Origin of the sequence: Actinomyces oris (genome assembly GCF_006546825.1) — a bacterium.
Lineage (GTDB): Bacteria > Actinomycetota > Actinomycetes > Actinomycetales > Actinomycetaceae > Actinomyces > Actinomyces oris.
In genome coordinates this window covers 331,527-345,371 of record NZ_VICC01000006.1, presented here as the reverse complement: position 1 = coordinate 345,371, position 13,845 = coordinate 331,527, and the positions used below count along the sequence as shown (strand labels likewise).

The window sequence follows — 13,845 nt, the reverse complement described above, 5'->3', positions numbered from 1 at the left end:
GCCGGCAGGGCGACCGGATCAGACTCAATCAGTTATCAGAGCGTTGGCCGGCTCATCCAGGTACCAGGTGGTCTGCTCCCCCCGGCAGCATGAGGCCGGTGCCTTGAGCACATCGGGAGCGCCCAGCCCCAGGCGGACCGCCTCGGCCTTGCCCTCACCGCCGGCCACCACCATGATCCGGCCGGCATGCTGCAAGGCATCGAAGGTCAGGGAGTAGCGCTCGGGAGGCGGCTTGGGCGAGTTGCGCACGGCCACGGCGGGCACTCCCACCGCGAGCGCGGCCGGGTGCCCGGGGAAGAGGGAGCAGACGTGCGCATCGGGTCCCAGCCCCACGTGGACGACGTCGAAGCCGCCGTGGGCCACACCCGCCGACATAAGCTCGTGGGCCATGCGGGCGGTCGCCTCATCCAGGCCACCAACCTCGTTCGGAGCGGCCAGCCGGTGGGTCTGAGACTCCCTGATGCCTGCGGCGATGAGGGAAGTGGCCAGCAGATCGTTGCGTTCCGGGTCCCCGGCGGGCACGAAGCGCTCGTCACCGAACCACAGATGGATGGCGCGACGCACCTCTTCGGGCTGGGCGGCGATGAGCGGCGCAAGGGCCTCAGACAGCGCCATCCCCCCGGAACCGCCTGTCAGCGCCAGGTGGGCGACTCCCCGGCCCGTCACCGCCGCGGCCAGGATCCGCACGGTGTCCTGGCAGGCCCTGCGCGCGGCGTCGCTCAGTGTGGGAAGCACGATGACCTCTGGCGTGGCGGCGGCCGAAGCCGCCTCCTGGATCTCAGCGATGGCCCGGGTGCGGGGGGTACCGGTGTCAGTCATTGACGGGCTCCTCGAGCAGCGTGGCCAGGACCTCCTGGTAGACGAGGTCGGGGGTGAGCCGGCGCAGCTCCTCGTTGAGGGTGCTGACCGGCTCGCGCCGCGCCATCGTGACCACCTGGGGCTCGGGGGAGCCGGGGCGCGTGATCGTGACCCGCTCCAGGTCATGGCGGGCGATGATGATCTCGCCGTCGTCGGTTCTGGCGGTAATGGAGGAGATGCCCTTGAAGTCCTCCTCATCGACTCTCGTGACCGGTACGTCCAGCCGCAGCCGCAACCACGCGATCATGAGGGAGAGCGAGGAGTTCCTCGGCTCGCCGGCCACCACGAGCTCTCGCAGGCTGCCCGCGCGCAGCAGCGGGTCCAGGGTGGAGGCCACCATGGCGCGCCACAGGGTGATGCGGGTCCAGGCCAGATCGATGTCTCCGCGCACGCTCACCGGTGCCAGCTCTCGCAGCGCCCTGGCCGGGAAGTCCTGCGCGGGAGTGTTGGTGATGCGTGTGGAGCCAAGGCGTCCCAAGGGATCCTGCGAGGGGATCTCGGGGACGGTCGTCGGCCACCACACGACCACCGGGGCGTCGGGCAGGAGGAAGGGCACCACCAGCGTGTCGGTGTGCAGAGCCGCTTCGTCCCAGGGCCGCAGGACCAGCGTCTCGCCGGCACCGGCGTCGTGACCGACGCGGATCTCGGCATCCAGGTGCCCTCCGGCCTGGGCTGGGACGTGTCCGTCACGGCTGCGTGGAGTCACGCGACCGACAGCGTCCTCCTCAGGCGGTTTGACGACGGCGATGATGCGGCTGGGGTGATCCCGGCTGGCGCCGTGCGCGGCGCACAGCGCGTCCTCCAGGCCCTTCTCGTCGGTGGAGATCACGAGAGTCAGCACCCGGGAGGAGCCGGAGGTCCCCTCGTGCTCCACCAGCCGGGAGACGATCCGGGAGGTGGTCGTCGCGGTCAGTGTGGTAATCATGAGCGCCTCCAGGTGCGGCCGTCGCGGGCAAGGAGTTCGTGGGCACTGGCCGGCCCCCAGGAGCCGGGGCGATAGCCCTCGGGACTCCCACCGGCGCTCCAGTGCTCGATGACGGGATCGAGAATGCGCCAGGACAGGTCGACCTCGCGCTGGTGGGGGAAGAGAGGGGCGTCACCCAGGAGCGCATCGAGGATGAGGCGCTCGTAGGCCTCCGGGGACTCCTCGTTGAAGGTGGCTCCGTAGCCGAAGTCCATGGAGACGTCGCGCAGCTCCATCTGGGTTCCGGGCACCTTGGAGGCCAGCCGCAGCGTGATGCCCTCATCGGGCTGGATGCGCAGCACGATGGTGTTGGCACCCACGGCCGTGGTGGCCGCCGACTCAAAGGGCAGGAACGGCGGCTGCTTGAAGACGACGGCGACCTCGGTGACCCGGCGGGTCAGGCGCTTACCGGCGCGCAGATAGAACGGTACGCCGGCCCAGCGACGGTTGGTGATCTCCAGGCGCAGGGCGGCGAAGGTCTCGGTGCGGGAGTCGGCGGCGACGCCGTCCTCCTCCAGATAGCCCCGCACCGGCAGCCCTCCCTGGAAGCCGGCGTCGTAACGGCCCCGGGCAGTGGTGAGGTCCAGGTCCAGCACCCCGTCGCGCTCCAGACGCACGCAGTTGAGCACCTTCTCCTTCTCCAGGCGCACCGCGGCCGCCTCCATGCTGGTGGGCTCCTCCATCGCGGTCAGAGCCAGGAGCTGGAGCAGGTGGTTCTGAATGACGTCGCGCGCCGAGCCGATGGTGTCGTAGTAGCCGGCCCGGGTTCCGATACCGATGTCCTCGGCCATCGTGATCTGGACGTGGTCGACGTAGCGCTGGTTCCACAGCGGTTCGAACATCGTGTTGGCGAACCGCAGCGCCAGGATGTTCTGCACCGTCTCCTTGCCCAGGTAGTGGTCGACTCTGAAGACGTCGTCGGGACGCACGATACGTCCCACGAGATCATCGAGCTCTCGGGCGCTGGCGCGGTCGTGCCCGAAGGGCTTCTCAATGACCACGCGGCGCCAGGCCTCGGCCGACTCCTCCACGAGCCCGGAGCGGGCGATGCGTTCGGTGACGGCGGGGAACCACCCCGGAGGGATCGACAGGTAGAAGGCTCGGTTGCCGCGCGTGCCCCGGGTGGCGTCCAGGTCATCCACCACGGCCGTGAGCCGGTCATAGGCGGCGTCGTCCTCGAAGGAGGCGAACTCCACGAAGCGCATCCCCGCTGCCAGCTGCTCCCAGATGGCGGGACGCCACGGGGTACGGGCGCCCTCTCGAGCCGATTTCTCCACGTAGGCGCGCAGGTCGTCGTCGGACCAGGAGCGCCGGCCGACCCCCACCAGGGAGAAGCTGGGGGAGAGCAGGCCTCGGTTGGCCAGGTCGTAGATCGCGGGCAGGAGTTTGTGGCGAGCCAGATCGCCGGTGATGCCGAACATCACCAGGACGCAGGGGTCCGCGATACGCGGAAGGCGAAGGTCACGGGCGTCGAGGAGCGGGTTGACCGCCCGCGCGGGTCTCGACGACGGGAACGGAGTCGCAGAGTCGGAGCTGGACACGTCAGCCTTTCTGAGATTCGACGAACGGCGGACCAGGTGGCGCCGACTGGTCGTCGGAGCACTGCGGCGCCCTGAGCGCAGGCCCGGCCGGGGCCGCTGCACCGCCTGGAGGAACCGTGCTGGCCGCACCCGTCACTGTAGCGCCACCTCAGGCGGCTCACCCGGCAGGGACAGGCCTGTCGTGAGCCATCACACGCCGTTGCCGACACGTCTGAACCACGGACGGTCCTCGTGCGCGAGGACTGGACGCGGTAGGGTCACAGAGGTTGACAGGTGCGGGCGGTACTCATCAGCGTCGTGAACCGGAATGTTGACACGCCGTTGCCGTTATCGCAGAGCGCAACCATTATCCTCCGCCACCAAGGCTTGGAATCGCAGCGCCGTCATGAGGGGGCTGCGGCACAGGAAAGGACTTTCATGACCAGCTTCACCCCCGCACCGGCCACAGCCGACCTCGGTGTCTTCGGGCTGGGGGTGATGGGGGCGAACCTGGCCCGCAACCTGGCTCGTCATGGCCACGCGGTCGCCGTCTTCAACCGCACGCTGGCCCGCACCGAGAGGCTCATCGAACGCTACGGCTCCGAGGGCGACTTCGTGCCCGCTGCTGATCTGAAAGATTTCGTGGCCTCGCTGCGCACGCCGCGTGTGGCCATCATCATGGTCCAGGCCGGAGCGGCCACCGAGGCGGTCATCGAGGAGCTGGCCGCCCTCATGGAGCCCGGCGACATCATCGTCGACGCCGGCAACACGCTCTACACCGACACCCGGCGCCGCGAGATCTCCCTGCGTGAGCGCGGGCTGCACTTCGTGGGCATGGGGGTCTCCGGCGGCGAGGAGGGAGCGCTCAACGGCCCCTCGATCATGCCCGGCGGCACCGCCGAGTCCTACGACCGCCTGGGGCCGATGCTGGAGTCCATCTCTGCCCACGTGGACGGCACGCCGTGCTGCACCCACGTCGGTCCCGACGGTGCCGGCCACTTCGTCAAGATGGTCCACAACGGCATCGAGTACGCCGACATGCAGCTCATCGCCGAGGCCTACGACCTGTTGCGGCACGTCGGCGGGTTCACGGTCCCCGAGATCGCCGAGGTCTTCCGCTCCTGGAAGGACTCCGAGCTTGACTCCTACCTCATCGACATCACCACCGAGGTCCTGTCCCACACCGATGCGGCCACCGGTGAGGCCTTCGTCGACGTCGTCGTCGACGCGGCTGGGCAGAAGGGCACCGGCGTGTGGACCACCCAGACGGCTCTCGAGCTGGGAGTGGCCGTGCCCGCCATCGCCGAGGCCACCTTCGCACGCGCGGTCTCCTCCTCCAGCGCGGCGCGGGCCGCGGTCCAGGCCGCTGACATCGCTGCAGGAACCACGCAGACGGCCCTGACCGACCCCGAGGAGCGACGCGGCTTCGTCGATGCCGTCAAGCAGGCCCTCTACGGCTCCAAGATCGCCGCCTACGCCCAGGGCTTCGATGAGATCGCCACCGCCTCCAAGCAGTTCGACTGGAACATCGACCTGGGTGCCATGGCCCGCATCTGGCGAGGCGGCTGTATCATCCGCGCCCGCTTCCTGGACGACATCACCCGTGCTTACGCCGAGAACCCCTCTCTGGCCAGTCTGCTCACGGCGCCGGTCTTCGCCTCCTCCCTGGCGAAGGTTCTGCCCGCCTGGCGCCAGGTCGTGGCCACCTCCGCCACCACCGGCGTCCCCGCCCCGGCCTTCGCCTCCTCCCTGGCCTACGTCGACCAGCTGCGCTCCCGGCGCCTGCCGGCCGCCCTCATCCAGGGGCAGCGAGACTTCTTCGGCTCGCACACCTACCACCGCACCGATGATGTCGAGGGCGTCTACCACACCCTGTGGGCCACGCCCGAGCGCACCGAGGAGAAGTGGGACTGAGGTTTGGCGAGGCCTGGTACCCACCTCGTACCAGGCTCGCTGAGGTCTCGGCCGCGACCGCATGCCGCTAGATTTTGCCGCATGACGACCACCGCGCCCGCCCGCTCCGACAGCCCCACGAACCTGCGTCACGAGGAGGCCGCCTGGCGATCCTCCGTGTGCCAGGTGCCCTCCACCCACGTCGCCGTCGATGTCACCGGGGCCATCGACCGCCACGAGGTCGCCTTCAGCGTGCGTTGCCTGATGGGCCTGGACATCAGGCAACGCGCCGAAGGACTCTGGGTGGACTTCGTGGGGCAGACGGTCGACTCCCTCAGCATCGACGGGCAACCCGCCCCGGTGACCTGGGACGGGGCCCGTATCGAGCTGCCCGTCCTCGACCCGGGCGAGCACACGGTGGAGATCACGGCGCGCGGCCTCTACTCCAACTCGGGTCAGGGGCTGCACCGCTTCCACGACCCGGTCGACGGCGCCACCTACCTCTACACCCACTTCGAGCCCTCCGACGCGCGCCGGGCCTGGCCGGTCATGGAACAGCCGGACATCAAGACCCGCTTCTCGCTGGAGGTCAGGCACCCCCGCGGCTGGACAGTCATGTCCAACACCCGCCCGCAAGCAGGAGGATCGAGCCCCCAGGCCGCGACCGGCACGGACTGCGGCTATGAGACGACGACCTTCGCCGCCTCCAAGCCCCTGCCCAGCTACCTCACCGCACTGGCGGCCGGCCCCTGGCACCGAGTGACCGGGCAATGGGCGTCCCCGAGCCGGCCGGGCCTGACGATCCCGCTGTCCTGGTCCTGCCGAGCCAGCCTGGCCGAGTACCTCGATGCCGCAGAGCTCCTCGACCTGACCCAGGCCGGCCTGGACCTCTATGACCGGGCCTACGCCTACGGCTTTCCCTGGGACTCCTACGACAGCGTGCTCGTCCCGGAGTACAACCTCGGCGCCATGGAGAACCCGGGCTGCGTCACCTTCAACGAGGAGCTCTACCTCTTCAGGGGGCCGGTCACCCGCTCCCAGAGGGCCGGACGCGCCAACACGATCCTCCACGAGATGTGTCACATGTGGTTCGGCGACCTCGTGACTCCCACCTGGTGGGAGGACACCTGGCTCAAGGAGTCCTTCGCCGATCACCAGGGCACCTGGGCCGAGGCCGAGGCGGCCGGCTACACCGAGGCCTGGGTGAGCTTCGCCTCCACCCGTAAGGCCTGGGCCTACCTGGAGGACTCCCGGCCGGCCACCACCCACCCCATCGTCGCCCGGGTCGACGACGTCGAGGCCGCCCGGCAGGCCTTCGACGGCATCACCTACGCCAAGGGGGCCGCCGTCGTCAAGCAGCTCGTCGCCCACGTCGGCCAGGAGGCCTTCTTCAAGGCCTCGGGTCTCCTCTTCGAGCGCAGAGCCTACGGCAACGCCTCCCTGGACGACTTTCTGCACGTGCTCTCCCAGGTCTCGGGCCGCGACATGCAGAACTGGGCTCGCGCCTGGCTCCACACCGCAGGCCCCTCGGTCGTCACCGACGAGCTGGTCGTTCATGAGGGACGCATCGTCTCCCTGACCCTGCAGCAGGAGGGGATCGACCCGGTGAGCGGGCAGAGCGTGCTGCGTCCGCACACGCTCGTCGTCGGCCTGTACTCCTTCGACGGGGACGGAGCGCTGGTACGCACCCACCGCCTGCCGGTGGTCCTGGAGGCCGAGAGCCTCGACGTCGTCGAGGCCGTGGGGCTGCCCGCTCCCGATCTCGTCATCGTCAACGACGAGGACCTCACCTACGCCGTCGTGCGGCCCGACGACACCTCGCTGTCATGCCTGACCGCCTCGCTCGGCTCCCTGCGTGACCCCATGGCGAGGGCCTTGGCCTGGTCGATGCTGCACAACCTCGTCCGCGACGCGGTCATCGATGCGGCACTGTTCGTCCAGGCAGTTCTGGCGCACGCCGACGATGACACCGAGCCGAGCACCCTGACCGTCCTGCTGAACCAGGCGCTGCGGATCGCCTGCAGGTACGCCGACCAGCACACGCGTCGTGCGCTCCTGGAACGCCTCGTGGCCGATGACTCGACCGGGCCCTCCACGGAGGGGGAGCCGGCCGTCCTGCCCGGCGGATGGGGCAGGCTCCGTGCTGCCGCGCCGGGATCCGACGCCCAGATCGTGCGCGTCCGCGCCTGGCTGGAGGCAGCAGGGCAGGCGCGGCTGCTCGGTGAGGCGGGCAGTGCCCAGGTGGCCGCTCGTGCACGAGAGATCCTGGACGGAGCCCTGCCCGGACTGGAGCTGGACGCCGACATGCGGTGGCGGGCCCTGACCGCTCTGGCGCGGCTGGACGCCGTCAGTGCCAACGAGCTCGAGGCACAGCGAAAGGCGGACCCGACGGCCAGCGGCATCACCCATCACCTGCAGGCCTCCACCTCGATGCCCCACCAGGACCTCAAGGCCGAGGTCTTCGAAAGGCTCCTCAGCGACACCTCGGTGAGCAACGACCACATCGACGCCCTGGTGGCCGGCTTCGCCGTCGACGCCCACCGTGAGCTGACCGCGTCCTTCACCCCTCGCTACCTCCGGGAGATCCAAGGGCTGTGGGCCGAGCGTGGTCAGGAGATCGCTACCCGGTTGGTCGTCGGGCTCTTCCCCTCCTGCGGGGACGAGGCGGATGCCCAAGCGGTCGAGGACTGGCTCGCGACGCACCCCGAGGCGCCGTCGGCCCTGCGCCGGCTCATCCTCAAGAGCCTGGACGACCTGCGACGCGCTCTGACCGCTCGACGCACAGGCTCGGCGGTTCTCTGAAGGGATCGGGCCATCTCCATCCCGTGAGACCTTTGTCCTAGCCTGAGTATCATCAATGCGGAACCGTGACCTGTTTGAGACCTTCAATCGGTGCTCCCAGTCACCTTGCGGGCATCGTCGCGGGCGTGCAGCGGGTAGGCTGCTGGCCAATCATGGAGGGTTGTGTCGTGGTGTTGACTCGACGGCGGTACAACGAACGGTATGGTGGTCCCTGAGGCGGCGCACCGGGCGCCGCAACGAACCGAGGGGCAGGAATAATGTCGAGCAGTCCGATCGAGCAGGATCCCTCCTCCACACAGACCTTCGGGGTCGTCGACGTCGCCAACGCAGTCGACTCCCCGGTGGTGGGGCTGAGCCAGCAGGATGCCGCCGCGATCGCTGCCCTACCGTCGGGAACGGCGCTTCTCCTGGTCCACCACGGGCCGACCACCGGCGCGCGGTTCCTCCTGGACGCCGAGGAGACCACCGTGGGGCGCCATCCTCGTGCCGACATCTTCCTCGATGACGTCACCGTCTCCAGGAAGCACGCGGTCTTCTCGTCGCTGCCCGATGGCGGGTACGGCGTCCGTGACTCCGGTTCGCTCAATGGAACGTATGTCAACCGCACGCGTGTGGAGCAAGTGGCGCTCCGCTCCGGCGACGAAGTCCAGATCGGCAAGTACCGGATGACCTACCACCCCGGCCCCCAGGGCGGAGCCGCGTCTCGGTGAGCGCTGCAACCGCACGAAGCAAGAAGCGAGACGCCCCCTCCTCCTTGCTTGAGGCGTCTGAGCGCCCGGCAGGCGAAACCTGGCCCCGCGGCATCTCTCGAGAGCCTGTGATGAAGATCGGGCAGGTGGTGGATCTCCTCAAGGTGGAGTTCCCTGCCCTGTCGATCTCCAAGGTTCGCTATCTCGAGGGTGAGGGGCTCATCAGCCCTCACCGTGTCGGCAACGGGTACCGTCGCTACTCGCAGGCGGACCTGGAGCGGCTGCGCTACGCCTTGGCGGTGCAGCGCGACGAGTACCTTCCGTTGCACGTCATTCGTGAGCGTCTGGCACGGCTGGACGCCGACGTCGAGGCCCCCGCCCCGCAGCCCGTCGCCCGGGTGGTCGCCCGGGATGGCCGGATCGTCGACGACGGCCCCATGGATCTGGAGGCGCTCCTGGCTCACTCCGGTGCCAGTGAGTCCCAGATCGAGGAGCTCGTCGCGGTCGGACTCATCAGTCCCGATGTTCGTGGACGCTACAGTCAGCAGAATCTCAGGACCGTGCGCCTGGCCATGGAGATCACCCGCAAGGGAGTGCCCCTGCGCAACCTGCGCGCGGTACGCGCCTCAGCTGAGCGGGAAGCGGACACGATCGACCAGGCAGTGGCTCCGCGTCGGTCACGCTCGCGCAGCGCCGGTGAGGAGACGGCTCGGGAGCTGGCCGGGCTCGTCGCGGATCTGCACACGATTCTGCTGCGTTGCGCCGTTGACGCGCTGGGCTGAGGGTGGGTGCGTGCACGCACGCCCGGTAGGCGTTCATCCGGCCGGTGGTGCGTGTCGACGAAGGTCAGCGTGCATCGGTTGCGCGTTCCTGGGACAGGGGTGACTACCTCCCGTAGGGTTGGAACGTGCCCTTGATGCAGTTGGTGGGTGTCAGATCCACCGATCCTGATGACGGCTTGGTCGCAGTCCTCGTGGAGGACGGCGGACCGACGATGCTGGCCATTCCGGTGACGGCGCACGAGGGGCTGGTGCTGCAGGCCCACGGCTCGCACCGCTCGCCCTCATGGCCCAGGCTCCTTGATGATGTCGTCGAGGCACTGGGCGGTCGCATCGGGCGCACTGAGCTCGACGTTGACGATGACGCGCGTATCGTCGCCAGGCTCGTCGTTGAGACTCCCGCCCGCGCCAGCGGGGTGACGACTGTTGCCTGCACTCCGGGAGAGGGGCTGCTCCTGAGTGGATACCACCGGTTCCCGGTGCACGCCAGCAGCTCGCTAACGCGCCTGAGGGCTGTGGACCTCAGCGACGACCACGGTGCGGAGCGCCTCGAGCAGTGGCAGCGAGTGCTGTCGCAGACCGATGACCTGGCCGACGGCGACACGCGGGACTGATGTGACTGATGTGACTAGAGTTGTAATCTGCGTCACTGATAGACGCTGCTGTCCTGTCGGAGAATCGGCTGTATCGCAGGGAATAGTCGGTGTGTGGACCGCGACTGTCGACCTCACCTAGAGATTCATGCCTGACGGCACACTGAGATGGGGCGCGCCCTTCGTTGAGCATCGCCTCAAGTGGCCCTATCGTGGAGCCGTGGCCGCACGAGGCGGGCCGCCGCACCAGTTTCAGGTGCGTGTTCTTCCGGCGACAGGAGCAGGTCGTGAGCATGAATGAAGCCAGCGCGATAGCAAGGCCTCAGCGTACTCAGGGCATGCTGTTCGGTGACCCGCTTCCCCAGCTTGATGCCGACTCGGGCTACCGCGGGCCGGTGGCCTGCCGAGCCGCCGGCATCACGTATCGCCAGCTCGACTACTGGGCACGTACCGGGCTGGTTGAGCCGTCGATTCGAAGCGCCAAGGGATCGGGCTCCCAGCGGCTCTACTCCTTCCGCGACATCCTGGTTCTCAAGGTCGTCAAGCGCCTCCTGGACACCGGGGTCTCGCTCCAGCAGATCCGTACGGCGGTCAGTGCCCTGCACTCCCGCGGTGTCGAGGATCTGGCGTCCATCACCCTCATGAGCGACGGTGCCTCGGTCTACGAGTGCACCTCGGCCGACGAGGTCGTCGACCTGGTCGCCGGCGGCCAGGGCGTCTTCGGCATCGCCGTGGGGCGGGTGTGGCACGAGGTCGAGGGAGCGCTGGCGGATCTCCCCGTCGATCACGCTCAGGCCCTCGGAACTCCTCTGGTTGAGGACGAACTGGCCAAGCGTCGCGCCGCTAAGCGACAGCAGGCCATCTGAGCACTGCGAGGCGCACAACACCATCAGAACGCCTGTTCGCTGAGGCTGGAACCGTGGAGACGGTTCCAGCCTTCAACGTATTCTGGCCGAGTCGATCCGATTCATGACAAGGCGAGTGTCGCCGCGGTGCAGCTTTCGGCGGCGCTCTCACACCAGGAGGCAAGATGACTGGAGCGCCCACCCGTACCCTGGCCGACCTGAGGATCAGCCCCATTGGGCTGGGAGGTAACGTCTTCGGCTGGACGGCCGATGAGGCGACCTCCTTCCAGGTGCTGGACGCCTACCTGGACGGCGGCGGGAACCTCATCGACACTGCTGATGGATACTCCTACTGGGCTCCGGGGAACTCAGGAGGGGAGTCGGAGACCGTGATCGGTGCCTGGCTCGCCTCGCGTCCTGTCCGTGAGCGCGTGGTTCTGGCCACGAAGGTATCCACCAAACCCGACCGTCCGGGTCTGAGCGCGGATAATATCCGCCGGGCGCTGGAGGAGTCGCTGTCGCGGCTGCGTACTGACGTTGTTGATATCTACTACGCCCACTTCGACGATGAGTCGACTCCGTTGGAGGAGACCGTCGGCGCCTTCGAAGAGGCCCGGCTCGCCGGCAGGATCCGGCACGTGGGGCTGTCCAACTACACGCCTGAGCGCATCCGGCAGTGGTTCGCCATCGCTGACGCACACGGGTATGCACGGCCCGTTGTCCTTCAGCCCCACTACAACCTTCTCCACCGAGACGACGTCGAAGGCCCTGGCGCCAGGGGGCAGGTGGCGGCCGAGCTCGGTATGGGGCTCATGCCCTACTTCGCCCTGGCCGCCGGCTTCCTCACGGGGAAGTACCGTCGGGATGAGCCGATCAGTGGTGAGAGGGCAGGGATGGTAGCCGACTACCAGCGGTCCGAGTGCTATGACGTCGTTGAGGCCGTCGCCAGGGTGGCGGCGGATCACGGGGTGGAGCCGGCAGCCGTGGCTCTGGCCTGGCTGCGTGACCGTCCCGGTGTCACCGCTCCCTTGGCCTCGGCGCGCAACCTGAGTCAGCTGCGACCGATCGTGGAGGCGCTGACGCTCGAGATCAGTGACGAGGAGACCCGGGCTCTCACCCGGGCCTCCGACGCCGCGTGCGCCTGACCCGCTGCGGGGCCGGCCGGTGCCTACAGGGTGCGCCTGCCCAGAACGTAACGGCGGCTGTATCCGTCGGAGAGGTCGGTAATGGTGACGCGAACCAGGCCGGCTTCATCGACGCGGTAGTGCTCCTGAATCCGCGGACCGTGATCGCGCCGCTCTACTGAGTAGGTCCTCAGCTCCTCGTCATCGACGTCCCGCAGTGAGGACTCGAAGGGGAAGACGATGTCCTGGTAGGGGGCGATCTCGCCGCGTGGCTCACCGCCCTCGTCGACACCGGCGCACTCCACAAAGCGGTACCAGCCGATGTTGTGCGCCGCGTCGTACTCGCGGGTCAGCACCGTGCCCTCCCGGCCCCCGGGCGAGGCCTGGACCGACTCTGGGCTCAGGATCGCGTCGAAGGTGAGACGGTGGCCGCCGTCGGCCTCGCGGAAGACACCGAAACCCCGTGAGAGCCGGTCGGTCAGGTCGTAGTCACTGGTGCGGTCCGCCGCGATTGCCAGGCCGATGGCCGTGGAGGCCCCGGGGTAGGGGGAGCGGTGAACCCGACGACCGAAGCGCTCCCTAAGGAGCCTGGGCACCAGGGGAAGACCGGAGGCACCGCCGACCAGGTAGACGCCGGCAATATCGGTCAGATCCGGGCTCCCGTCGTCCAGCCTGCCGACCAGAGGTGCCATCGTGTCCAAGGACCGCTCAATGAGCGGCGTGCAGGCCGTGTACAGGTCGGACACCGGCAGGACGACATCCTGGCCTCTGAGGATGATGAGCACCCGACGGCTCTGAGGGGTGAGGTGCTCCTTGGCATCCCGGCACTGGTCCAGCAGGTCGTCGAGCTCAGTGGGGGAGAGGTCCTCCTCGGTGATGCCCGCCCGGCTGAGGGCCATCGTGGCCATGAGCAGGTCGACGTCGTCTCCGCCCAGGTCCCCCAGTCCGTGAGAGGCCAGCACCTCGTGAGAAGTGCCGACGACGTCGACCAGTGAGGTGTCGAAGGTACCGCCGCCCAGGTCGTAGACCAGCACCCGGGTGCGCCTGGAGGAGACGGTGGTCGCCTTGCGATGGGTGTACTCGAACCCGGCGGCACTGGGCTCGTTGAGCATGGCGGCGACACGGAAGCCCGCTTGCTGGAAGGCCTCGAGAGTCAGAAGACGCTGAGCGCCGTAGGCGTGGGCTGGCACCGCGACCACCACGCGGGCGCGTGCGATGTCGATGCCCCGCTCAGCGAGCTCGCTTTCAAGGTGGCGCAGGAAGCTGGTGAGAACCTCCAAAACGGAGAAGGTCTGGTCTCCCAGCCGTACCGGCGTCGATGCCGTCAGCGTGGGGGAGGCCAGGGCCCGTTTGAGGCTGCGCAGCAAAGGAGCCCCCTGGTGAGCGACCTGCCTGGCGGCGAAACCGTGGACGAGCGTCCCCTCGTGCAGTGCTGTCAGTGAGGGGACGAAGTCGTGCTCGTCACCGTGCTCGTCGGTGAAGCTGATAACGGGATAGTTCCCCCGATCAGCACGTGCCACGACGGTGCGTGTCGTCCCCAGATCGATACCCAGGTCGATGTCCGTTGCCGACTCGGAGTCGATCCCCTGGTCGGGGAGGATGCCGCTGCCGATGCTGTCCAGGCTCTTCATGGTGTCCGCTGCCATGCGTTGACCCTATCGTGACGGGCCCCTCTTTCCGGGGAATGCCACCATGTCGAGAGGTACTTGTGGAACGTGACAATTGGCTCAGCGGCTTTGCCCCCGAGATGGGACGAAAGACCGTGTTGCTAGGGAGTG

11 protein-coding genes are annotated in these 13,845 nt (G+C 68.3%); 7 read left to right on the top strand and 4 right to left on the bottom strand.

All coding sequences use genetic code 11. The features are described from left to right. Positions 1-24: 24 nt before the first annotated feature. Genes pgl through zwf form a run of 3 tightly spaced genes read right to left on the bottom strand, consistent with a single transcriptional unit; the run spans position 25 to position 3,363 of the window. On the bottom strand, positions 25-819 hold the full coding sequence (gene pgl / locus FK267_RS08915; RefSeq protein WP_141406968.1) for a 6-phosphogluconolactonase: 795 nt from the start codon (positions 817-819) through the stop codon (positions 25-27). Continuing rightward, complete coding sequence (locus FK267_RS08910; protein ID WP_075374094.1) at positions 812-1,783, bottom strand: glucose-6-phosphate dehydrogenase assembly protein OpcA; 972 nt, start codon at positions 1,781-1,783, stop codon at positions 812-814. Before FK267_RS08910 ends, pgl begins: the two co-directional genes overlap by 8 nt. Continuing rightward, a complete protein-coding gene (zwf, locus tag FK267_RS08905) occupies positions 1,780-3,363 on the bottom strand; it encodes a glucose-6-phosphate dehydrogenase (protein WP_141406967.1) in 1,584 nt (527 codons plus the stop codon). The genes FK267_RS08910 and zwf overlap by 4 nt, the downstream gene beginning before the upstream one ends. A gap of 417 nt (positions 3,364-3,780) precedes the next feature. Here zwf and gndA point away from each other — a divergent pair, with 417 nt between their 5' ends. The 7 genes from gndA to FK267_RS08870 all read left to right on the top strand — a co-directional run bounded on the left by gndA (position 3,781) and on the right by FK267_RS08870 (position 12,088). Beyond that, on the top strand, positions 3,781-5,256 hold the full coding sequence (gene gndA, locus FK267_RS08900) for an NADP-dependent phosphogluconate dehydrogenase (RefSeq protein ID WP_101587271.1): 1,476 nt from the start codon (positions 3,781-3,783) through the stop codon (positions 5,254-5,256). Positions 5,257-5,337: 81 nt separating this feature from the next. After that, entirely contained in the window at positions 5,338-8,037 is a 2,700-nt protein-coding gene (gene pepN / locus FK267_RS08895; protein WP_141406966.1) for an aminopeptidase N, read from the top strand. A 257-nt stretch (positions 8,038-8,294) separates the two neighbouring features. Further along, entirely contained in the window at positions 8,295-8,747 is a 453-nt protein-coding gene (locus FK267_RS08890) for an FHA domain-containing protein (protein WP_004564921.1), read from the top strand. Beyond that, on the top strand, positions 8,744-9,508 hold the full coding sequence (ftsR, locus tag FK267_RS08885; protein ID WP_141406965.1) for a transcriptional regulator FtsR: 765 nt from the start codon (positions 8,744-8,746) through the stop codon (positions 9,506-9,508). Before FK267_RS08890 ends, ftsR begins: the two co-directional genes overlap by 4 nt. Before the next feature lie 134 nt (positions 9,509-9,642). After that, positions 9,643-10,119 (top strand): DUF151 domain-containing protein, encoded by a 477-nt coding sequence (locus tag FK267_RS08880; protein WP_075379553.1) that lies wholly within the window; start codon positions 9,643-9,645, stop codon positions 10,117-10,119. 317 nt (positions 10,120-10,436) lie between these two features. Further along, positions 10,437-10,964 (top strand): MerR family transcriptional regulator, encoded by a 528-nt coding sequence (locus FK267_RS08875; protein WP_009397704.1) that lies wholly within the window; start codon positions 10,437-10,439, stop codon positions 10,962-10,964. A 164-nt stretch (positions 10,965-11,128) separates the two neighbouring features. After that, a complete protein-coding gene (locus FK267_RS08870) occupies positions 11,129-12,088 on the top strand; it encodes an aldo/keto reductase (protein WP_075379552.1) in 960 nt (319 codons plus the stop codon). 23 nt (positions 12,089-12,111) lie between these two features. Here the strand turns inward: FK267_RS08870 and FK267_RS08865 are convergent, their stop codons facing one another. Continuing rightward, a complete protein-coding gene (locus FK267_RS08865) occupies positions 12,112-13,713 on the bottom strand; it encodes an Hsp70 family protein (protein WP_075379551.1) in 1,602 nt (533 codons plus the stop codon). Positions 13,714-13,845 lie beyond the last annotated feature (132 nt).

Excerpts from the sequence above, each read along its gene's own strand:
- FK267_RS08910 (WP_075374094.1), bottom strand. The coding sequence starts at position 1,783 with ATGATTACCACACTGACCGCGACGACCACCTCCCGGATCGTCTCCCGG.
- FK267_RS08875 (WP_009397704.1), top strand. The coding sequence starts at position 10,437 with ATGCTGTTCGGTGACCCGCTTCCCCAGCTTGATGCCGACTCGGGCTAC.
- FK267_RS08865 (WP_075379551.1), bottom strand. The coding sequence starts at position 13,713 with ATGGCAGCGGACACCATGAAGAGCCTGGACAGCATCGGCAGCGGCATC.
- FK267_RS08890 (WP_004564921.1), top strand. The coding sequence starts at position 8,295 with ATGTCGAGCAGTCCGATCGAGCAGGATCCCTCCTCCACACAGACCTTC.
- FK267_RS08870 (WP_075379552.1), top strand. The coding sequence starts at position 11,129 with ATGACTGGAGCGCCCACCCGTACCCTGGCCGACCTGAGGATCAGCCCC.
- gndA (WP_101587271.1), top strand. The coding sequence starts at position 3,781 with ATGACCAGCTTCACCCCCGCACCGGCCACAGCCGACCTCGGTGTCTTC.
- FK267_RS08880 (WP_075379553.1), top strand. The coding sequence starts at position 9,643 with ATGCAGTTGGTGGGTGTCAGATCCACCGATCCTGATGACGGCTTGGTC.
- pepN (WP_141406966.1), top strand. The coding sequence starts at position 5,338 with ATGACGACCACCGCGCCCGCCCGCTCCGACAGCCCCACGAACCTGCGT.
- pgl (WP_141406968.1), bottom strand. The coding sequence starts at position 819 with ATGACTGACACCGGTACCCCCCGCACCCGGGCCATCGCTGAGATCCAG.